The 21276-nt window shown below is 68.1% G+C and carries 19 protein-coding genes; 15 read left to right on the top strand and 4 right to left on the bottom strand.

Annotated elements, in window-relative coordinates:
• Nucleotides 1–17 precede the first annotated feature (17 nt).
• A complete protein-coding gene (locus AC3WUM_RS01755; RefSeq protein ID WP_492408321.1) occupies nucleotides 18–1817 on the bottom strand; it encodes a M61 family metallopeptidase in 1800 nt (599 codons plus the stop codon).
• 228 nt (nucleotides 1818–2045) lie between these two features.
• Between AC3WUM_RS01755 and AC3WUM_RS01750 the strand changes: the two genes are divergently transcribed.
• From AC3WUM_RS01750 to AC3WUM_RS01735, 4 genes are all read left to right on the top strand, one after another.
• A complete protein-coding gene (locus AC3WUM_RS01750) occupies nucleotides 2046–4040 on the top strand; it encodes a PhoX family protein (RefSeq protein WP_492408320.1) in 1995 nt (664 codons plus the stop codon).
• A gap of 155 nt (nucleotides 4041–4195) precedes the next feature.
• Nucleotides 4196–5680 carry an alkaline phosphatase gene (locus tag AC3WUM_RS01745; RefSeq protein WP_492408319.1) on the top strand — a complete coding sequence of 495 codons (1485 nt, stop codon included), beginning with the start codon at nucleotides 4196–4198 and terminating at the stop codon, nucleotides 5678–5680.
• Between the two features lie 26 nt (nucleotides 5681–5706).
• Complete coding sequence (locus AC3WUM_RS01740) at nucleotides 5707–7113, top strand: alkaline phosphatase (RefSeq protein ID WP_492408318.1); 1407 nt, start codon at nucleotides 5707–5709, stop codon at nucleotides 7111–7113.
• 75 nt (nucleotides 7114–7188) lie between these two features.
• A complete protein-coding gene (locus tag AC3WUM_RS01735; protein ID WP_492408317.1) occupies nucleotides 7189–7923 on the top strand; it encodes a hypothetical protein in 735 nt (244 codons plus the stop codon).
• Between the two features lie 97 nt (nucleotides 7924–8020).
• Here AC3WUM_RS01735 and AC3WUM_RS01730 read toward each other — a convergent pair whose 3' ends face one another.
• From AC3WUM_RS01730 to AC3WUM_RS01720, 3 genes are read right to left on the bottom strand one after another with little or no spacing between them, the layout of a single operon-like run.
• The gene (locus tag AC3WUM_RS01730) at nucleotides 8021–8308 is read right to left on the bottom strand and encodes a DUF6587 family protein (RefSeq protein ID WP_492408316.1); all 288 of its coding nucleotides are present in this window, start codon (nucleotides 8306–8308) and stop codon (nucleotides 8021–8023) included.
• 22 nt (nucleotides 8309–8330) lie between these two features.
• Nucleotides 8331–10166: a ferrous iron transporter B gene (feoB, locus tag AC3WUM_RS01725; RefSeq protein WP_492408315.1), complete on the bottom strand. Its 1836-nt coding sequence runs from the start codon at nucleotides 10164–10166 to the stop codon at nucleotides 8331–8333.
• On the bottom strand, nucleotides 10163–10411 hold the full coding sequence (locus AC3WUM_RS01720; RefSeq protein WP_492408314.1) for a FeoA family protein: 249 nt from the start codon (nucleotides 10409–10411) through the stop codon (nucleotides 10163–10165). The genes feoB and AC3WUM_RS01720 overlap by 4 nt, the downstream gene beginning before the upstream one ends.
• Before the next feature lie 170 nt (nucleotides 10412–10581).
• On the opposite strand from AC3WUM_RS01720, the gene AC3WUM_RS01715 reads away from it, so the two are divergent.
• The 11 genes from AC3WUM_RS01715 to AC3WUM_RS01665 all read left to right on the top strand — a co-directional run bounded on the left by AC3WUM_RS01715 (nucleotide 10582) and on the right by AC3WUM_RS01665 (nucleotide 21175).
• A complete protein-coding gene (locus AC3WUM_RS01715) occupies nucleotides 10582–11517 on the top strand; it encodes an alpha/beta hydrolase (RefSeq protein WP_492408313.1) in 936 nt (311 codons plus the stop codon).
• A 138-nt stretch (nucleotides 11518–11655) separates the two neighbouring features.
• Nucleotides 11656–12066, top strand: a complete 411-nt coding sequence (locus AC3WUM_RS01710) for an SH3 domain-containing protein (RefSeq protein WP_492408312.1) — start codon at nucleotides 11656–11658, stop codon at nucleotides 12064–12066.
• Entirely contained in the window at nucleotides 12063–12749 is a 687-nt protein-coding gene (locus tag AC3WUM_RS01705; protein WP_492408311.1) for an outer membrane beta-barrel domain-containing protein, read from the top strand. The genes AC3WUM_RS01710 and AC3WUM_RS01705 overlap by 4 nt, the downstream gene beginning before the upstream one ends.
• Nucleotides 12746–13297 (top strand): AraC family transcriptional regulator, encoded by a 552-nt coding sequence (locus tag AC3WUM_RS01700; RefSeq protein WP_492408309.1) that lies wholly within the window; start codon nucleotides 12746–12748, stop codon nucleotides 13295–13297. The genes AC3WUM_RS01705 and AC3WUM_RS01700 overlap by 4 nt, the downstream gene beginning before the upstream one ends.
• Complete coding sequence (locus tag AC3WUM_RS01695) at nucleotides 13294–14763, top strand: tetratricopeptide repeat protein (RefSeq protein WP_492408308.1); 1470 nt, start codon at nucleotides 13294–13296, stop codon at nucleotides 14761–14763. Before AC3WUM_RS01700 ends, AC3WUM_RS01695 begins: the two co-directional genes overlap by 4 nt.
• Entirely contained in the window at nucleotides 14760–18095 is a 3336-nt protein-coding gene (locus AC3WUM_RS01690; protein ID WP_492408307.1) for a tetratricopeptide repeat protein, read from the top strand. The genes AC3WUM_RS01695 and AC3WUM_RS01690 overlap by 4 nt, the downstream gene beginning before the upstream one ends.
• The gene (locus tag AC3WUM_RS01685) at nucleotides 18092–18430 is read left to right on the top strand and encodes a hypothetical protein (RefSeq protein ID WP_492408306.1); all 339 of its coding nucleotides are present in this window, start codon (nucleotides 18092–18094) and stop codon (nucleotides 18428–18430) included. Before AC3WUM_RS01690 ends, AC3WUM_RS01685 begins: the two co-directional genes overlap by 4 nt.
• Nucleotides 18431–18488: 58 nt before the next feature.
• Nucleotides 18489–19118, top strand: a complete 630-nt coding sequence (locus AC3WUM_RS01680) for a MotA/TolQ/ExbB proton channel family protein (RefSeq protein ID WP_341918155.1) — start codon at nucleotides 18489–18491, stop codon at nucleotides 19116–19118.
• A 22-nt stretch (nucleotides 19119–19140) separates the two neighbouring features.
• Nucleotides 19141–19692: an ExbD/TolR family protein gene (locus AC3WUM_RS01675; protein ID WP_492408305.1), complete on the top strand. Its 552-nt coding sequence runs from the start codon at nucleotides 19141–19143 to the stop codon at nucleotides 19690–19692.
• A complete protein-coding gene (locus AC3WUM_RS01670; RefSeq protein WP_492408303.1) occupies nucleotides 19689–20204 on the top strand; it encodes an ExbD/TolR family protein in 516 nt (171 codons plus the stop codon). Before AC3WUM_RS01675 ends, AC3WUM_RS01670 begins: the two co-directional genes overlap by 4 nt.
• Nucleotides 20201–21175, top strand: a complete 975-nt coding sequence (locus AC3WUM_RS01665; RefSeq protein WP_492408302.1) for an AgmX/PglI C-terminal domain-containing protein — start codon at nucleotides 20201–20203, stop codon at nucleotides 21173–21175. The genes AC3WUM_RS01670 and AC3WUM_RS01665 overlap by 4 nt, the downstream gene beginning before the upstream one ends.
• The last annotated feature ends 101 nt before the right edge of the window (nucleotides 21176–21276 follow it).

Below are 21276 nucleotides of genomic sequence, written 5' to 3'. Positions count from 1 at the left end.
GAAAAGCTAGGGGCGACTCAGGCGCCGAGCCAGGCCTGGCGGCGGGCCAGACGGTCGGCATCGGCTTCGGCGAGCGTGAACGTCCAGGTGTCGAGCGGCGCTTCGGAGATTTCGATCTGCGTCGTCAGCAGCTCTTCGCCGCGGAAGTAGGCGAGTTCGAGGCACGTACCGGCTTCGTAGGCATCGAGCCTGCGCGTCCAGTTCTGCGCGGTGATGCGCAGGCCATCGAGCGCGACGAGCTGGTCTCCGGCCGAAAGGCCCGCGCGCTGGGCCGGGCTGGCGGCGATCACGTGCGCGATGCTGGTTTCGCCGGGGCGCAGGCGCAGGCCGACCCAGCGCACCTGCGCCTTCGACTGCGTGCGTCCGCCCTCGTCGAGCGCCGAGGTGCTCGCGCGCAGCGTGGCGGTGACGCCGAATTCCTGCAGCAATTCGGCCAGCGGCAGCTCGTCGGTCGAACGCAGCGCGCGATCGAAGAAGCCGCCGAGGTCGAGGCCCGACAATTCCTGCGCGATCGCCGCGAGCCCGCCTTCGGGAACGCCGATGCCGGGCGCGCCGTAACGCGTCCACAGCGTGCGCATGACATCGTCGAGCGTGATGGTCGATCGCAGGCGCAGCAGCAGATCGAGGCAGAGCGCGACGAGCGCGCCCTTCACGTAGTAGTTGGTGCTCGCATTGACCGAGTTTTCGTCGGGCTGGTAGTACTTGATCCAGGTTTCGAAGCTCGCGTCTTCGAGCGTCTGCACGAGCCGCGCGGGTGCGCGCTGCAGGCGCGTGGCGCCCTCGGCGAGCAGGTCGAGATACAGCGCGGGCTCGATGATCGCCGCGCGCAGCAGGAACAGATCGTCGTAGTAGCTCGTGACGCCTTCGTAGTGCCACAGATCGCGCGTGTAGGCCTCGCGGCCGAGATCGCTTTCGAGGAAGGCCTGCGCGGTGATGCGCTTGACGTTCCACAAGTGGAAATACTCGTGCGAACACAGGCCCAGGAACGTGCGGTATTCGCGGCTCAGCTCGCTTTTGCCAACGCGCGGAAAATCGCCGCGCGAGCAGATCAGCGCCGTCGAGCTGCGATGCTCGAGCCCGCCGTAGCCGGCGCCGACGACGTTGGTCAGGAACAGGAACTGATCGAGCTTGGGCTCTTGCCCGAACAGCTCGCGCTCGACGTGGCAGATGCGGGCCAGATCGGCCGTCACGCGCGGCGCATCGAGCTCGACGCGGCCCGACAGGATCAGCGCGTGCGGAATGCCGTCGACGTCGAAGTCGTGGCGCTGAAACGCGGCCATTTCGACCGGATGATCGATCAGCGCCTCGTAGTCGTCGGCCGCATAGACACCAAAGCCGTCGGCGTCGACATCGACCGCGATCAAGGTCGTCGCGAGCTTCCAGTTCGCGCAGCGCGCGTCGCCGGGTTTGTCGATGCGGATTTCGAAGCGCGACTGCTCGTGCCCGCGCGGGCAGTAGAACAGCGAGCTGCCGTTGAAGAAGCCGCGACGCGTATCGAGAAACGCCTTGCGCACCGATTCGTCGAAGGCGTTGACCTGGTATTCGAGCACGAGGTCGCCGCTGCCTGCGACACGAAAGCTGCGCTTGTCGAGCCGCTCGATGGCCTGCTCGCGACCCTCGCGCCAGGCACGCAGGCCGATCACGTGCTTGGAGAAATCGCGCACCAGATAACTGCCGCGAATCCAGCCCGGCAGGCGGAATTCGCAGACACCGGCGGCAGTGACTTCGCAGCGGACGTCGAACCGATGGCTGGCCGGATCGGAGGCTCGCACGCGGTAGCGAACGACCGGGGGCGGGGTTTCAGCGAGAGCGTTCAATGCGCGTTGCAGTCCGGGACCGGGAAGCTCGAAAGCGGGCGATTCTACCCCTGCGCTCCCCCCGTCGCCATCGACGGAGCCACCCGGCGTCGGCGCTTCGGCACCCATCGAAAGATGGATGCGGCGTTTCGACACCGTTTCGTCATACCGCCGTCATTCAGGCTGCACATCATCGCGACCTTCTTACGGGTCGACCGTAAGCGCCTCCCTCCTCACAGCCAGACCGCCGTGAGCGCCATCGATCAAGAAGACGTCCCGACCAATCTCTCCCCCAATCTGCACTTCAACGACATCGTCAAGGCCGTGCGTTCGCGCCGCGACATCTTGAAAGCCGGTCTGGCGCTCGGCGCCGTGGGTTTCCTGAGCCCGGCCCTGGTGGCCTGCAGCGACAACGACGGTGACGAAGGCGACGACGCGCCGCTGCTCGGCTTCGCGGCGGTGGCGGCCAACACGCTCGACACCGTCACGGTGCCGGCCGGCTACAAGTCCGCGGTGTTCTGTCGCTGGGGCGATCCGCTGTTCGCCGATTCGCCGGCCTGGCGCGGCGACGCCACCGACACCGCCGAGGCGCAGGCTCGCCAGTTCGGCGACAACCACGACGGCATGCACTTCTTCCCGCTGGGCGACAGCCAGAACAGCACCGAAGGCCTGCTCGTGATGAACCACGAGTACATCAACCCCGAATTCTTCTACACCGCCGACGTGCAGTCGGGCGCCACGCCGTGGTCGCTCGAGCAGGTGCGCAAGTCGCAGCACGCGCACGGTGTTTCGGTGGCGCACGTGCGCCTCGTCTCGGGCAGCTGGCAGGTGGTGCTCGACTCGCCGTACAACCGCCGCATCCACGTCAACACGCCGATGCTGCTGACGGGTCCGGCCGCCGGCCACGCGCTGCTGCAGACCAGCGCCGATCCCACCGGCACCATCTCGCTGGGCACGGTCAACAACTGCGGCAACGGCTACACGCTGTGGGGCACGTACCTGACCTGCGAAGAAAACTTCAACAGCTACTTCGGCACCACCAGCGGCAGCGACACGCGCAGCACCAGCATGCGCCGCTACGGCCTGGCCGGCGGCGTCTCGGGCAATCGCTGGGAAGAGCACGACGACCGCTTCGACTACGTGAAGGAGCCCAACGAATCCAACCGCATGGGCTGGATCGTCGAGATCGATCCCTTCGATCCGAGCTCCACGCCCAAGAAGCGCACCGCGCTGGGCCGCATCAAGCACGAGAACGCCGCGCAGACGCTGGCGCTCGACAACCGCGTCGTCGTCTACATGGGCGACGATCAGGCCAACGACTACGTCTACAAGTTCGTTTCCAACGGCGTCTACAGCACCACCACGCCCGACACCAACCGCAACCTGCTCGAGTCCGGCACGCTGTACGTGGCCAAGTTCGAAGCCGGCGCCACCGCGGGCGACATGATGGGCACGGGTGTGTGGATTCCGCTGGTTCCCGACACCGTCACCACCGACGGCAGCACGCTGCGCGCGAAGTTCGGCAGCCTGGCCGGCATCCTCGTGCAGACGCGCCTGGCCGGCGATGCCGTGGGCGCCACCAAGATGGATCGTCCGGAATGGGTCAACGTGCACCCGGGCACCGGCGAGGTCTACCTGACGCTGACCAACAACAGCGGCCGCAGCAGCACCGACGAAGCCAACCCGCGCACGCAGAACATCTACGGCCAGATCGTGCGCTGGCGCGAAACCGGCGGTGACGCCGCCGCGCTGGCCTTCGAATGGGATCTGTTCGTGCTGGCCGGCAACCCCGCGCACTCGGGCGTCGCCGAACAGCCGCTGCAGGCCGGCAGCAGCAACATCAACGCCAACAACCTGTTCAACAGCCCCGACGGCCTCGATTTCGACGCCGACGGCCGCCTGTGGATCCAGACCGACGGCAACTTCTCCAACACCGGCAACTACGCCGGCATGGGCAACAACCAGATGCTCGTCGCCGATCCGGTCACCAAAGAGATCCGCCGCTTCCTGGTCGGGCCTTCGGGCTGCGAAATCACCGGCATCACCTTCACGCCGGACCAGAAGTACGTGTTCGTCAACGTGCAGCACCCGGGCGAATACGGCAGCCATCCGCGTTCGGCGGGTGTCGCCGATCCGACCGTCGATCCGCTGGCGTTCTCGCAGTGGCCCGAAGCCACCGGCGGCCGTCCGCGTCCGGCGACCGTGGTGGTCTGGAAGGAAGACGGCGGCAAGGTCGGTACCTGATCGGCCTGCGCTGTCGCAGTGAAGAACGCCCCGCCCTGCGGGGCGTTCTTTTTTGCGCGTTCGATCCCGGCCGACGCATACAACTGCAACCGAACTGTCGCCTTGCCGTCATCTGCCAAATGTACAATCGCTGACTCGCAAATGGGAGTCAGAACATGAAGCACCTTCGTCTGGCGGCGATCGCACTCGCTGCCTGCAGTCTCGTTGCCTGCGGCAACGACGATAACGACAACGAACCGACGACGCCGGAAGAGCCGACGACGCCGACCCCGACCGATCCGGTCGAACCCGCACCGCAGAAGAACGTGCTGTTCTTCCTGGGCGACGGCATGGGCATCACCACGATGACCGCCATGCGCATCTACAAGGTCGGTGAAGAAGGCCAGATCACCATGGATACGCTGCCCGAGAGCGCGTTCATCCGCACGTATTCGGAAGACGCGCAGGTCACCGACAGCGCGCCGTCGATGGCCGCCTACATGACCGGCGTCAAGATGAAGAACGAAGTCATCTCGATGAGCACGGGCACCAACGCCTATCGTCCGGATGGCACGCAGTACATCAACGGCGCCGACTCCACCTGCGAAGCCGGCAACGGCACGCCCGTGCAGACGCTGCTCGAACTCATGAAGTCGCAGGGCTACGGCACCGGCGTGGTCAGCACCACGCGCATCACCCATGCCACGCCCGCCACCACCTACTCGCACATCTGCAACCGCAACGGCGAAAACACCATCGCCTCGCAGATGGTGCCCAGCGCCAGCGACTACAACAGCGCGCTCACGCTCGGCGACGACGTCGGCATCGACGTGGTGCTCGGCGGCGGTCGCCGTCACTTCCTGCCGCAGGGCGACGGCAGCTCGCGCAGCGACACGCGCAATCTGATCACCGAGATGCAGACGGCCGGCTATAGCTACGCCGCCAACACGGCCGAACTGACCGCGCTGCCGAACAGCACCGCCAAGGTGCTGGGCCTGTTCTCGAGCAGCGACATGAGCTACGAGCTCGATCGCGATCCGGCCGCGCAGCCGAGCCTGTCGGAGATGACCGCCAAGGCCATCGATCTGCTCGCCGCCAAGGACAAGGGCTTCTTCCTGATGGTGGAAGGCGGTCGCATCGACCACGCCCTGCACGCCTCCAACGGCAAGCGCGCGCTGACCGACGGCATCGCCTTCGACGACGCCATCGCCACCGCGCTGGCGAAGATGGAAGTGATCGATCCGGGCCTGTCCAACACGCTGGTCGTCGTCACCGCCGACCACGATCACACCATGGTGCTCAACGGCTACGCCATGCGCACGGGTGCCACCACGGCCGAACAGGCCGGCGTGCTGGGCCTGGTCAAGCAGTACGCCAATGGTCCTTCGCAGGGCCAGCCGGTGACCGACGTCGACGGCAATCCCTACAGCATCATCGGCTTCGGCAACGGCCCGCATCGCGATGCCACGCGCATCACGCTCGACGAAAGCATCACCACCGCCGACGAGTACCTGCAGGAATCGACCATCCGCCTGTCCTCCGAAACCCATGGCGGCGCCGACGTTTTCCTCGGTGCCAAGGGCCTGGGCGCCGAGAATTTCCATGGCGTGATGGACAACACCGAAGTGTTCGGCCAGATCAAGACGGCCCTGGGCCTCTAAGCGCGACGCAACGAAGGACTAATCACATGAAACGCACTCTCATCGCCTGCGCGCTCGCCACCACCGCCTCGCTGTGCGGCGGACAGGCCCTCGCGGCCGACGCCAAGAACGTCATCTTCTTCCTCGGCGACGGCATGGGTCCGGTCACGGTCACTTCCGCCCGCATCTACGGCGGCGAAAAGGCCGGCCTGACGATTCCCGAAACCAACAAGCTGGCCATGGAACAGCTGGGCCGGTCGGCGCGCATCCGCACCTATTCCGAAGACGCGATGACCACCGACAGCGCGCCGGGCATGGCGGGCTACATCACCGGATCGAAGTCGAAGAACGAAGTCATCTCGATGACGCCGGAGACCAACCCCAACGCGCCCGATGGCACGGCCTACCAGACCGGTGGCAACAGCACCTGCCCGACCAACAATGGCGCGCCGGTCGACACGCTGCTCGAGATCATGAAGGCGCGCGGCTACGGCACCGGCGTGGTCAGCACCACGCGCATCACCCACGCCACGCCGGCGACGACCTACTCGCACGTCTGCAACCGCAACGCCGAGAACACCATCGCCGCGCAGATGGTGCCCGGCGGCATCGGCTACAACGCCAAGCTCGGCGCCGACGGCCTCGACGTGGTGCTCGGCGGTGGCCGTCGCCACTTCCTGCCGAACACCTCGGGCGGCAACCGCAACGACGCGCGCAACCTGGTCACCGAGATGCAGACCGCAGGCTATCAGTACGTGAGCAGCGGCACCGAACTCGCCGCGGTGAACACCGCCAGCACCGACAAGCTGCTGGGCCTGTTCACGAGCAGCGACATGAGCTACGAGCTCGATCGCGTGAAGAACTCGGCCAACGAGCCCAGCCTCGCCGACATGACGCAGAAGGCCATCGAAGTGCTGTCGCGCAACGAGACCGGCTACTTCCTGCTGGTGGAAGGCGGCCGTATCGACCACGCGCTGCACGGCACCAACGCCAAGCGCGCGCTCGAGGACACGCTGGCCTTCGACGCCGCGATCAAAAAGGCGACCGAGATGGTCGACCTCGACGACACGCTGATCGTCGTCACCGCCGACCACGATCACGTCATGGCCTTCAACGGCTACTCGAAGATCGGCAATCCGATGCTGGGCCTGCTGCACAGCTACCAGGGCGGCGACACGCCGGCGCTCGACGCCGACAGCAAGCCGTTCACCACGCTGGTGTTCGGCAACGGCGGCGGTCCGCGCGACGCCGTGCGCGCCGACCTCAGCACGGTCGACACCACCGCCGACGACTATCTGCAGGAAGTCGGCGTGAAACTGGGCAGCCCGGGTTCGGAAACGCACGGCAGCGGCGACGTGATGATGTTCGCGGGCGGCGCCGGCAGCTCGCGCATCAAGGGCACGCTCAACAACATCGACGTGTTCGCCAAGCTCAAGGCCGCGCTGGGTCTGTAAGCCTCGCCTTCAAGCCGTCACGCGGGCCGGATGCCGGAGACGGTATCCGGCCCGCATTCGATTCCAGGATTCCCCATGCATTTCATCAAGCCCCTGCTCGTCACCACCATCGCGCTCGCCTCGCTGAGCGCCATCGCCTATGCCACGGTGAATCGCGGCGAGGCCTCGAACTCCGCACTGCCGCTGGCCGCACAGAGCGGCGACCTGCCCGACCTGCGCGTGGAATATCGTCGCTGGAGCATCGGCGCCGACGGTGCACGACAGGAGCTGACCTATACCGAACACCTGATCCGCGATCGCGACCAGCTGTGGATCGAGCGCGAGATTCCCGAAGCCGCGCGCGTGCACCACGACGGCCACGCGCACGGCGGCCTCGGCCACAAGCACGACGACGTCGTCGGCGCGCCGCTGTGGGTGCGCCGCGATGCCCAGGGCGTGCTCAATGTCGAACTGGTCGATCGCGAGGAACAGCGCCTGATCCGTACCGAAGAACCCAACTACGGCAACGTCGGCTTCGTCGGGCGCTGGGACGAAAGCTACCACCTGCTCAATCCGGCCGACCTCGGCAAGCTGACGCCCATCGGCGATGCCCGCGACGGCGTGCAGCGCTACGAGATCCAGCGCGGCACGACCACGATCCGCGTGAGCTGGGACATCGCGGGGCATTACGCGCGCGAGATCACGTCCGAAGATTCCCGCGGCCTGTCGGGCCGCACCATCCGTGCCTCGGTGCTGAGAACGCCGGCCCGACTGCCGTGGACGCTCGTGGCGGGCTACGCGCAGCGCGACTACTCCGACCTGCTCGACTGAGGCCGCGAGCCGCCGCAACGAAAAAGCCCCGCATCGCGGGGCTTTTTCGTTGCGGCGACAGCGTCCGGAATCCGCCACCGGGCGGCCGGGCCATCGCTCAGCGCTTGGCCGGATAAAAGCGCACCGGCTGTTCCATCGACGTCTGCGGCGCATCGGCCCTGGACGTGCCACAGCTTCCGCAACTGCCGCAGGCGCCGTCGTCACCACCGCTGTGACATCCGCCGCCGCCCTTGGCCGGACGCAGCAGCGCCGCGATCTGTACGTGACCGCGCATGTCCAGCCAGTTCGCGATCTGCCGGCGCGGCAGATACCGCGCCAGCACGTAGACCACGGCGCTCGCCACGCAGGCGCCGACGATCACGGTCTGGACCAGAACGGTGTTCACGAAACGGTGTTCACGGCAGTGCTCATGCCCCCAGCATACGCGCGATCTGGTAGGTGGCAAACGCAGCGCCGTAGGCGAGCAGGAACAGATAACCCGCCGACACGCCCAGCATCTTCCACGAATTGGTTTCGCGACGGATCACCGCGAGCGTGGAGATGCACTGCGGCGCGTAGATGAACCAGGCCAGCAGCGACAGCGCGGTAGCCAGCGACCACTGCGCGGTGATCAGCGGCACCAGCTGCGTGGCCGCTTCTTCGTCGGTGCCCGACAGCGAGTACACCGTCGCCAGCGCGCTGACCGCCACTTCGCGTGCGGCCATACCCGGAATCAGCGCGACGCAGATCTGCCAGTTGAAGCCCACCGGCGCGAAGATCACCTGCATCCAGCTGCCGATGATGCCGGCGAAGCTGTAGTCGATGGGATCGCCGGTCGCGCCTTCGGGCGGCGCCGGATAACTCGACAGAAACCACAGCAGCACGGTCAGCGCGAGAATGATGGTGCCGACGCGCTTGACGAAGATCTGCGTGCGCTCCCACAGGCCCAGCATGAGGTCGCGCGCATGCGGCAGGCGATACGACGGCAGCTCCAGCAGCAGCGCGTTCTGCTCGTTGACCTTGCGGCCGAACAGTTTCATCGCGAACGACACGATCAGCGCCGAGAAGATGCCCGCGAAGTACAGCGCGAACATCACCAGCCCCTGCAGGTTGAACCAGCCCACGGCGCGATCGGGAATGAAGGCACCGATCAGCAGCGCATAGACGGGCAGGCGCGCCGAGCAGGTCATCAGCGGCGCGACGAGGATGGTGGCCAGGCGATCGCGCGGGTCCTGGATGCTGCGCGTGGCCATGATGCCGGGCACCGCACAGGCGAAGCTCGACAGCAGCGGAATGAACGAACGTCCCGACAGGCCCGCGCCGAGCATGAGGCGGTCGAGCAGAAAGGCCGCGCGCGGCAGGTAGCCCGATTCCTCGAGCACGAGGATGAAGAAGAACAGGATCAGGATCTGTGGCAAAAACACCAGCACGCCGCCGACCCCGGCGATGATGCCGTCGACGAGCAGACTGTTGAGCGGGCCCTCCGGCAGTGCTTCGCCGATCAGCCCGCCGAGCGTGTCGAAGGCCCAGCTGATGCCGTCCATGAGCGGCCCGGCCCACGAGAACACGGCCTGGAACATGAAGAACATCAGCACCGCCAGGCAGGCCAGGCCGAGCAGCGGATGCAGCAGGACGCGATCGAGCGCCTCGTCGAGCCCCGGACTGCGCTTGGGCATGGACACGCACTCGGCGAGCAGGCGCACCACTTCGGCATGCACGTCGGTCGAGTCGGGCAGCGGCTGCGGAACCGGCGGCAGCGCGCCATCGAGCGTCGCGAGCAGCGCCTGCGCGCCGCCGCGCCTGACCGCGATGGTCTCGACCACCGGAACGCCGAGCCGCTGTTCGAGCCTGGCCTTGTCGATGACGATGCCGCGACGCTTGGCCGCATCCATCATGTTGAGCGTGAGCACCATCGGCAGGCCGAGGCGCTTGAGTTCGAGCATGAAGCGCAGGTGCAGGCGCAGGTTGGTCGCATCGGCGACCGCGACGATCAGGTCGGGCCGCGCTTCGCCTTCGAAACGGCCCATGCAGACGTCGCGCGTAACCGCCTCGTCGGGGCTCGTCGCGGCGAGACTGTAGGCGCCCGGCAGGTCGAGCACCTGCACGTTGCGTCCGGAGGCGGTGCTGAAGCGGCCTTCCTTGCGCTCGACCGTCACGCCCGCGTAGTTCGCGACCTTCTGGCGGCTGCCGGTCAGGGCATTGAACAGCGCGGTCTTGCCGCAGTTGGGATTGCCGACCAGGGCGATGCGCAGCGAGGCGCTCATGCGGCCACCGCCTGCGGTTCGATGTTCACGCGGGCGGCTTCGACGCGGCGCAGCGCGAACTGCGTGAAGCCGATCTGCACGAGCAGCGGATCGCCACCGAAAGGCCCACGCGCGACGATGCGCACCGCCTCGCCGGCGACGAACCCAAGCTCGCGCAGGCGTCCGGCGATCGGATCGGGCTGCGTCGCATCGTCGACGGATCGGATGGTGGCGGCGACGCCACGCGACAGCTCGGACAGCCGCATCTGGGAAGGCCTGGGTGGAATGAGAACAGTTCTTATTGTAGACCGATCGGTCACGCGCCGCCCTGATGTGCGCGGACTCGCTGGCCGGCCGCGGTGGCCGGGCCGCTCGACCATGGTCGAGCCGGTCGCGACACGCGAAGTTCGCGCATCTGCGTCCAATTCGACTTCCCATGACTCCGCCTCGCTACGCCAACCCGCGCCCCGTCTCGATCCGGGCCCGCCTGCTGCGCCCGCTGATCCGCCTGAGCATCGGCCGCGCGATGCGCAGCACCGGCCGCTTCGAAGACCAGCGCCGCCAGCTGCTGCGCGCCGGCGGCCCGGCCAGGCTGTTCGACGTGCGCGGCACGCGCATCGAGGCCCTCGCCTTCGCCGGACTGCCGACGCTCACGGTCACGCCGCCGCAGCCCAGCGGCCTGCATCTGCTCTACCTGCACGGCGGCGGCTACGCGGTCGGCGCGGCGTCGCTGTACCGCTCGATGGCGAGCTGGATCGCGCAGCTGACCGGCGCCACGGTGACGATGCCGGACTACCGTCTGGCGCCCGAGCATCCGTTTCCGGCCGGACTCGACGATGCGCTCGCCGCGTATCGCGCGCTGCTCGATTCGGGCATCGACGCCGGCCGGATCTTCATCGGCGGTGATTCGGCCGGCGGCGGGCTGAGCCTGGCCTGCGCGCTCGCGGCCCGCGAGGCCGGCCTGCCACAACCGGCCGGGCTGGTCTGCCTGTCGCCCTGGACCGACCTGACCATCAGCGGCGGCAGCATACGCACCAACCAGGGCACCGAATTGGTGCTCGCCCCGGCCAGCACCGGGCGCTTCGTCAGCGCCTACCTGGGCCAGCGCGATGCCCGCAACCCGCTCGCCTCGCCGCTGTTCGCCGATCTACGCGGCCTGGCGCCGATGCTGATCCAGGTCTCCGGCCACGAAATCCTGCTCGACGATTCCACGCGGCTCGCCGCGGCGGCCCAGGGCGCCGGCGTAGCGGTGGAATTGCAGGTCTGGGACGGGGTCTGGCACGTCTGGCAGGCCTTGCCGAAACTGCTGCCCGAGGCCGACGCCGCGCTCGCCGCCATCGCCGTCTTCATGCAGCGTTCAAGTTCGAAATAGACGATTCACACTCGTCTGGCAGATTAACGGGCTCGTTCGCGCAGTGAACGCACGCCCCCGGAACGAAGCCTGCATGCGAGTCCGGAGTCTGTAGAATTTTTGTAGAAATAGACCTTACCCGCCCGGGCTCCGAGAGCCTTGAGCGAAGCGCGCCACGGCTTTGTTCTGGCGCCACGCTCGGACACCAGGAAGTCGATGAGAAGCTGGCGTTACGGAATCTGGCTCGCCGCTGCGATGCTGCCGCCCTCGGCGCTGGCCGACGAGGCGCGCCCTGTCGCGATCGAGGTTCGGGAGGCCTTCCTCGATCTGCGCGCGTTTCCCGATCTCCGCTATCCGGTCGCCGATATCGCCGAGCGCGGCGAACAGGTGCAGCTGATCAAGCGCCGCACCGACTGGTATCTGCTGCGCACGGGGCAAGGCCAGCAGGGCTGGGTGGCCGAGGAGCAGATGGGCGATTCGCTCAGATCGGCCGGCATCGGGCCCACCCGGTTCGCCCTCGAAAAGAAGCGCCGGGCTGCCGCCCGGAACAAGGACCAGAAAGCCGAATGAGCGTGTTCTCCGTGGCCTCGCACCGATATGCACGTCAGTTTCCCGCTCTCATCGCCGCGGCCCTGCTGCTCAGCGGCTGCAGCCTGTTCGGCGATCGCCCCGAGCGCAGCCAGCCCAGCACCCGTCCGCTGCCCGGCGAGCAGGCGTCCTCGCAGGTGGTCGACCCGAACCTGGCGCGGCCCGAGCCCGAAGTGCGCAAGGTCCAGGCGCAGGACTACGAGGTCGGCGGCTACGTCGGGCTGGTCGCCGTGGATCGCGAGGACGGCTTCGCCGTCTATGGCGCGCGCGCGGCCTACCAGAAGACCGAGAACTTCTTCGTCGAGGCTCACTACGAATTCTCGTCGACCGTCGGCTACGACGAACTGCGCGATCTGGTCGGGCTCAACGAAGCGAAGAAGTACGACTACGACAACTTCGGCCTGAGCCTCGGCTACAAGCTCGCGCCGGGCGACATCTATCTGAGCCGCAACTACACGCTGCCGTTCCAGATCTACGCGATCGCGGGCGGCGGCTATGCGAGCTACGAGGGCGACAACTTCGGTACCTATCACCTCGGCGGCGGCCTCAAGTTTATGCCGCGCGACTGGCTGTCGGTGCGGCTGGAACTCAAGGATCAGATGTGGTCGGACAAGCACCTGTACCACAACGCCCAGTTCACCTTCGGACTGGCGGCCCTGTTTTGATCGCCGCCAGCCGCGCAGCCTGGCGTAGCGTCGCGGCGGCCGTCGGGCTGCTCGCGAGCGGCGTCGTCGCGTCCGCATCGGCGCAGGTAGCGGCGAACGCCGACGCGACTCTCGACGCCGACTCGCAGGCGTTCAAACGCGAGGCGCTCGATCTCGAACGCGAGCTGCGCCAGCTCGAAACCAGCCGTCTGTATCCGGCCGCGAGCCGGCTCGAAGTCTTCGTCGCCACCGACATCGGCGCGTTCTTCAAGCTCGAGACGCTGCGCGTCGAACTCGACGGCAAGACCATCGCCGAGCATCGCTATTCCGATGCCGAAAGCGCCGCGCTCACGCGCGGGGCCGCGCAACAGCTGCATGTCGGCAACACCTCGCCCGGCGCGCATCAGCTGCTCGCGGTGTTCACGGGCCGCGGGCCCGAAGGCCGCCGATACCGCCGCGGAGCCAGCGTCGATTTCACCCATGCCGGCCAGCCGAGCCGGATCGACCTGCGCGTGATCGACGGCGAAGGTCCGCAGCAACCGGCGTTCAGCGCCAAGGTGCTGCCTTGAGGCGCCTGCTGGCCGGCACCTTCGCCTCGCTCGCGATCGCCGCGGGTGCCGCGGCCAAGCCGCCGCCGGACACGCATCCGCTGCAGGACCTCTATTACGGCGACGTGCTGTTCCACTATTTCCAGGGCGACGAGTTCGATGCCCTCGCCCGCCTGCTCGTCGCGCGCGCCGAAGGACGTCCGCAGGCCAGCGACGCCGAAGGCGAGCTGCTGATGGCCGGGCTGCTGCTGTCGTTCGATCAGGCCCGCGATGCGCTCGCGAGCTTCGAACGCGTGCTGCAGACCGAGACGCGACCGGATGTGCGCAACTCGATCTGGCTCACGCTCGCACGCACGCTGCACCAGCGCGGAGCCGATGCCGAAGCGCTCGCCGCGCTCGGGCGCATCGACGCCCCGCTGCGCGGCGATCTCGAAGCCGACCGGCAGATGCTCAAGGCCGAGATGCTCATCGACGCCGGCCGCTTCGACGAGGCCGCCAAGCTGCTGCAGGACTGGAACGGCAGCCGCGACTGGATGAGCTACGCGCGCTACAACCTCGGCGTCGCACTGATCCGCGCGAACCGCATCGACGAGGGCGCCGAACAGCTCGAGCGGATCGACCGCTCCGGCCTGCGCGCCGACGAGCAGCTCGACCTGCGCGACCGCGCCAACACCGCGCTCGGCTACACCTGGCTGCAGGCGCAGAAATGGGAAGACGCCCGCGAGGCCCTGCGGCGCGTGCGCCTGCAGGGCACGAGCACCAACAAGGCCTTGCTGGGCCTGGGCTGGGCCGAATCGGGGCTCGGGCAGGACCGCGAGGCGCTGGTTCCGTGGATGGAACTCGCGAGCCGCGACAGCGGCGACGTCGCCGTGCAGGAATCGCTGCTCGCGGTGCCGTATGCGATGGCCCGCGCCGGCTCTCCGAGCGCCGCGGCGGTCGAGTACCAGAAGGCGGTCGATCGCTACGAGCAGGAATCGCAGCGCCTGGGCAGCCTCGCCGGCGCGATCCGCCAGCCGGCTTACATCGATCGCCTGGTCGACGGGCTCGTCGCGCAGCTGGCCTCCGAAGAAGGCACCCCGAAGCGCGACGACGGCCGCCCGATCGCGCCGCTGCAGCAGATTCCGGATGCGCCCGAGTACCGCAGTTTTTCCGAGCTGATCGCCAGCGATGGCTTCCAGGCCGGGCTGCGCAACGCGCGCCAGCTCCGGTTCGTCAACACCCGGCTCGCCGACTGGACGAGCCGCCTGCGCGAACTGTCGGCGCAGGCGCCGTCGCCGGACTGGGCCGGCGCCTCGGCGCGCGTGAGCCACCTGAGCGAGACCGGCGAACGCCTGCTCGATCGCCAGCGCCAGGCCTTGCAGAACGTCCTGCTGCGCGAGCTCGAACAGCGCCAGCAGCGCCTGCGCGCCTACCAGGCCGAAGCGCGTTTCGCCCAGGCCAAGCTGCTCGACCGCTCGGCCATCGCGCCGCCGAAGGCCCCGAAATGAGCGCCGCAGCCGCCGCCCTGCTGGCCACGTCGATGATGTGGTTCGGCAACGACGACAAGAAGAAAGACCCGCCGCCGCGCCAGGGCACGCTCGGCAGCCTGCAGGATCGGCGTCCCGAACTGCCGCCCGAGCCGCCGGTCGGCGACGCCAACCAGCGCGCGCGCGAGGGCTATCAGCAATATCTGCAGCAGCCGCAGGCCGACCCCAAGCTCGCCGCCGAGGCCCTGCGCCGCATCGCCGACCTCGAACTCGAAGCCGCCGACAGCGCCGAAGGCAATCCGGAGGCGCGCAAGGACGCGTACCGCAAGGCGGCCGAGCGCTATCGCGACCTGCTGCGCCGCTACCCCGACGACGCGCGCAACGACGAAGTGCTCTACCAGCTCGCGCGCGCCGAGGAAGGCGCCGGCGATACCAAGGCCGCGCTGGCCTCGCTCGACCAACTGGCCCAGCGCTTTCCGCAGTCGTCGGTGATCGTCGAATCGCAATTCCGCCGCGGCGAAATCCTGTTCGCGCAGCGCCAGTACCGCGAGGCCGAAACGGCCTTTACGGCGATCGCCGAGCGCGGCCCGCAGGGCGCGAACCAGTATTACGAGCCCTCCATCTACAAGCAGGGCTGGGCGCGCTTCAAGCAGGACGATTACGACGCCAGCCTGAAGTCCTTCTTCGCGCTGCTCGACCGCCGGCTCGGCTCGGTGCCGGAGGCCCGGCTCGATGCGCACCTGAAAGCGATGTCGCGTCCCGAGCGCGAACTCATCGACGACAGCCTGCGCGCGATGGCGCTGGCCTGCCTGAACATCGGCTCGCCGAAGACAGTCGGCGAAAAGCTCGCCGCCCACGGCGATCCGGCCTACGGCTACCTGCTCTACGAGAGCCTCGCCGGCATCTATCTGAAGCAGGAGCGCTACACCGACGTCGCCGCCACGCTGACCGGTTTCGTCGAGGCGCATCCGCGGCATCCGCAGGCACCGTCCTTCCAGATCCAGGCGATCAAGGCCTTCGAGGCCGGCGGTTTCTCGAGCCAGGCGCTGGCCCTGCGCGAGGACTACGTCAAGCGCTTCGGGCTCGACCAGCCGTACTGGTCCGGCCGCCAGAGCGGCTCGCAGCCCGAGGCCGTGGACTACCTGCGCGACACCGTCTGGATGCTCGCCCAGCAGCATCACGCGCTGTCGCAGAACGCCCAGCGCAAGCCCGAAGAACGCAGCGCCGACGGCCTCGAGGCCGCCGATCAGTACCGCCGCTACGCGAGCTATTTCCCGCAGGACGCCAAGGCGCCCGAGGCGCAGTTCCTGCTCGGCGACCTGCTCTACGAGCGCGGCGACCTGCCCAGCGCGATCAAGGCCTACGAAGCAGCGGCCTACGACTATCCGGATTTCGGGCGCCGCTCCGACGCGGGCTTTGCGGCGCTGCAGGCGTATCAGAAGCGCGAAGCCGCGCTGTCCGGCGCCGAGCAGAGCGCCTGGAAGCGCCAGCGGCTCAATGCCGACCTGCGCTTCGCGACCAGCTTCCCGCAGCGCAAGGAAGCGGCGGAGATCCAGTCCAACGCCGCCGCCGGCTTGTTCGAGGCCGGCGATCTCGCGCCCGCGCTCGCAGCCGCCGAGGCCGTCACCCGGAACGCCGACGCGGACGACGCCTCCAAGCGCGTCGCCTGGCGCGTGATCGGTCACGCGAGCTTCGACAAGGCCGACTACGCGCGCGCCGAAGCGGCCTACATCCAGGTGCAGAGACTCGCGCCGGCCGGCTCGCCGCCCGACCAGGAAACCGCCGAACGGCTCGCCGCCGCGATCTATCGCCAGGGTGAGCAGGCGCAGGCCTCGGGCCAGGCGCTGCAGGCCGCCGAGCACTTCTCGCGCGTCGCCGAAGAGGCGCCCGAAACCAAGATCCGCGTAACCGCCGACTACGACGCGGCGATGGCCACGCTCAAGGCCGGCAAGCCCGCGCAGGCGATTCCGATGCTGCTGGCCTTCCGCGATCAGCACGCCGGCGATCCGCTGGTGCCCGAAGTGACGCGCACGCTCGCCGCCACCTACGAGAAGACCGGCAACCCGGCTGCGGCGGCCGGCGAACTGCAGCGCATCGCCGAAACCCCGGGCGTCGACCCGACCCTGCAGCGCGAGGCGCTCTGGCATTCGGCCGAGCTGCTGCAGCCGACCGACCCGGCCGCCGCCGAGCGCGCGCTGCGCCAGTACGTCGAGCGCTATCCACAACCCTTCGATGTCGCGATCGAGGGCTACCAGAAGCTCATCGACCTCGCGGCCAAGAGCGGCCACGAGGACGTGCGCGCCGACTGGGGCCGCCGACTCGTCGACTTCGAAGCCGCCGGCGGCGATCAGCGCACCGAACGCTCGCGCGCGCTCGCCGCCCGCGCCTCGCTGCTGCCCGCGCAGATCGCGCGCGACGCCTATCGCCAGGTGGCGTTGACGCTGCCGCTCAAGGCCAGCCTCGCGACCAAGCGCCAGCGCCTCGACAACGCGCTCAACGCCTATGCGCGCGCGGCCGACTATGGCGTCGCCGAAGTGGCGACCGAGGCCACCTACGAGACCGCCGAGCTCTATCACGACCTCGCCAAGTCGCTGAAGACCTCCGAGCGGCCCAAGGACCTCGACGCCGAAGCGCTCGAACAGTACGACCTGCTGCTCGACGAGCAGATCTTTCCGTTCGAGGACAAGGCGATCGCGATCCACGAGGCCAACGCCCGGCGCGCCAAGGACGGGATCTACGACCTCTGGGTGCAGAAGAGCTTCATCGAGCTCGCGGTGCTGTCGCCGGGCCGCTACGCCAAGGGCGAGCAGCCCGAGGTCACGGTGCCGATCGCCCCGGCCGGCACCGCGATGTCGGCACGCGCGAGCACCGAATTCAACGCGGCCGTCGCCACGCTCGAATCCGGCAACACGGTCGCGGCCGAAGCTGCGTTCAGGACGCTCGCCGCCGACTACAAGAACCTGCCGGGCCCGGCGGTCATGCTCGGCCTGGTCTATCGCCAGATGAACCGCAACGCCGACGAGGAGCGCGTGCTCAAGCAGGCGGCGAAGGATTTCCCGAAGTTCGCGCCGGCGCAGCACCAGCTCGGCATCTGGCTGCGCCGCCACGCGCAGTTCGCGGCGGCCGACGAGGCCTACGTGAAGGCGATCGCGCTCGATCCGAACTACGCTGCGGCCCACCACAACCGCGGGGTCGTCAACGACCTGTTCCTGCAGAAGCCGCAGGTCGCGCTCGAGGAATACGAGCGCTACCAGGCGCTGCTGCCGCAACCCGACGCGCAGGTGGGCCGCTGGATCGCCGATCTCAAGCGCCGCACCGGCGCGCCGGCCGCCGCCAAGGAGAACACGCCATGACGCGTTTGCACTGCATCCTGGGCAGCTCATGGCTTGCCGTTTGCTGCAGCTTGGCAGCCACCGCGATGGCGCAGGAACCGCAGGCCCGAAAGCCCGCGGCCGACGATCCGCAACCGAGTGTCCAGTCGAACTCCGTGCTCGAACTCGATTCCACCTCGATCACCGGCAGCCGCGAGCTGCCGACGGTCATGAACATCCTGCCGTGGAAGCGCGCCTCGGCGGCCGAGCTGCGCGGCGCGCCCGACGACACCCTGCTGAACCAGGTGCTCGAGCCGATCAACCGCGTCGAATACCGCCGCGAGCTGCGCTATGCGAATCCCGCGTGGACGCCGTGACCGTCTCCGCAGCTGCCCCCACACCCGAACCGAAACACCCAGAGCAAGGACTAGCCTCATGAGCCTCAGCAATATCCCCGGTTTCTTCCAGGCGGGCGGATTGTTCATGTATCCGATCCTGGCGCTGCTCGCACTGGGGCTCGCGATCACGATCGAACGCATGATCTATCTGAAGAAGGCGCACAACGAGAGCCGTACGCTCTGGAGCCGCCTGCTGCCGCTGATCAACGCCGGCAATTACGCCGAAGCCGAGAAAGTGGCCTCCAACTCCACCACCGCGATCGGCCGCGTGCTCGGCTACGGCCTGGCTCGCTCCAAGGGCGCGACCAAGCGCGGCCCGGTCGAGCGTGCGATGGAGGAAAGCCTCATGGAGGTGACGCCGCAGCTCGAACGCCGCACGCACTACCTCGCCACCTTCGCCAACGTCGCCACGCTGCTGGGCCTGCTCGGCACCATCATCGGCCTGATCCACGGCTTCGGCGCGCTGGCCGACGTCAACCCGGCGCAGAAGCAGGACCTGCTCTCGGGCGCCGTCTCCGAGGCGATGAACTGCACGGCCTTCGGCCTGATGGTGGCGATTCCGTTTTTGCTGATCCATTCCTGGCTGCAGTCGGTCACCGACTCGCTGGTCGACCAGATCGAAATGGCCGCGGTGAAGTTCCTCAACAGCCTCGGGCTCGAAGACTGATCAACCGCCAGGACGCGCCGCGATGATGCAAGGACTGGCCAAGAACACCCGACGCGCGATGCGCCGTGCCAAGAGACGGCGCGGCGGCGAGCTCAACCTGGTGTCGATGATCGACGTGCTCACGGTGCTGGTGTTCTTCCTGCTCGTGAACCAGATCGGCGTCTCGGTGCTCGGCATCGAGCTGCCGGGCCCGCCGGTGGCGAGCGCCGAGCCGCCGCCCGCGCAGCAGGACTTGAGCGTGGTCGTGCGCGCCGACGGACTCACGCTAGCCGACAACGGCAAGCCACTGCAGACCTGGGCCAAGCAGGGCAGCGCCTATGACTACGCCGGGCTGGTCGCCAAGCTCACCGAGCTCAAGTCGGCGACGCCCGACGACAAGCGCATTTCGCTGCTGCTCGAACCGACCGTCTCGTATGAAACCCTGGTCGCGCTGATGGACGCCGTGCGCACCGATCCGACCGCGGCCTACGAGCTGTTCCCCGAAGTCTCGGTCGGCGTCGCCCCGGCGGCCGAGGCCGCCGCCGCGCCGGCAGCGGATGCCGCATCCGCGCCCGCCACGGAGCCCGCCCCATGAGCCTGCTCGGAAACGCCACGCGCCGGCGCCGCATGCTGCGCAAGGCCGAGCGCCCGGATGCCGTGCCGCTGAACCTCGTCTCGATGATCGACGTGTTCACCACGCTGGTGTTCTTTTTGATGCTGACATCGACGAGTGTGCAGACCCTGCGCACGCCGCGCTCGCTGACCTTGCCACCGTCGGTCTCGCAGCAACAGCCCGAGGACATGGCCGTGGTCATGGTCACGCAGGAGAGCATCCTGTTCCAGGGCGAGCCGGTCATGACGATCGCCGAGGCCGAGGCCGACCCCAACGCCGTGCTCGCCCGGCTCAAGGAGCGCCTGCTGCAGGTGCCGCTGCAGGGCGATCCGAACGATCCGGCCGCCAAGCCTACGCGCGGCGAGGTCAACATCATGGCCGACAAGGACCTGCCGTTCGCCCTGCTCAACAAGGTCATGGCGACCTGCGGCGGCGATACCGGCTTCGCGCGCATCTCGCTCGCGGTCAATCGCAGCTCGGGCAAGGCCTCATGAGCACGCTCAACGCCCGCCCGCCGATCCGCTGGGAAAGCTGGGAGCTCAACGACGCCGCCGACCGCCGCTTCCGGCTCATCTGCATCGAAGTCGGCATTCCGGCGCTGATCTTCGGCATCGCCATGTCGGTGTTGCATTTCGAGCGCAAGACCGCGGCACCGGCCCCGCCGCCGGTACGCCAGTACGCCCAGCTGCTGCCGCCTCCGCCGGCACCGCCGCCCCCCGTGGAGGCCGTCGCCGAGCCCGAGCCGGTCGTCGAAGCGCCCAAGCCCGGACCGGTTCCGGAGCCCAAGCCCAAGGTCGAAGAGCCCAAGCCGGAACCCAAGCCGAAGATCGAAGAGCCTCCGCCCGAACCGACGCCCGAGCAGCGCGCCGAAGCCGCCCGCCAGCGCGCCGCCAAAGCCGGCTTGGCCTCGATGAGCGAAGACCTTGCGGCGATGCGCGATTCCTCGGCCGCCGAGCGCGTCGCCAGCGGCGCGGCCGTGATCAGCGGCACCGGCGCGCCGCCCAAGCAGGCCGCCTCGAGCAGCCTCGGCGGCGACGCCAGGTCCAGCGGCGGCGTCGACACCGCCTCGCTCGGCAAGAGCACTGGCGCCACCGGCCTTTCCGAGCGCAGCACCGAGAAGGTCAAGGCAGCCGCCAACACCGCCGCGGCCAAGGCCGAAGGCAAGCGCAGCGGCGGCCGCGATCGTGAAGAAGTCGAGGAGGTTTTCGACCAGAACAAGGGCGCCATCTACGCGCTCTACAACCGCGCGCTGCGTGACAATCCGGCCCTGCAGGGCAAGCTCGTGCTCAAGCTCACGATCGAGCCTGATGGCAGCGTGTCGAGCTGCGAAGTGGTGTCGAGCGAGCTCAAAGACCCTGATCTGGAAGCCAAACTGGTCGGCCGCGTGAAGCTGTTCCGCTTCGAGGCCAAGGACACGGCGGCGACCACCATCACCAAGCCGCTCGACTTTTTCCCGGCGAATTGACCGCGCTTGCGGGTGTCATGGCCGATTGTGGAGAACTCGTGGATGCTGACTGGAAACTCAGTTTTCGTTCAGCTTTCGTCGCAAAGATGGCACCGCGAGCC

The sequence above is a fragment of the Hydrocarboniphaga sp. FW305-C-57 genome, from assembly GCF_058783045.1.
Note: the sequence above shows the minus strand (reverse complement) of the source record. Positions and strands in the feature narration are given on the sequence as shown.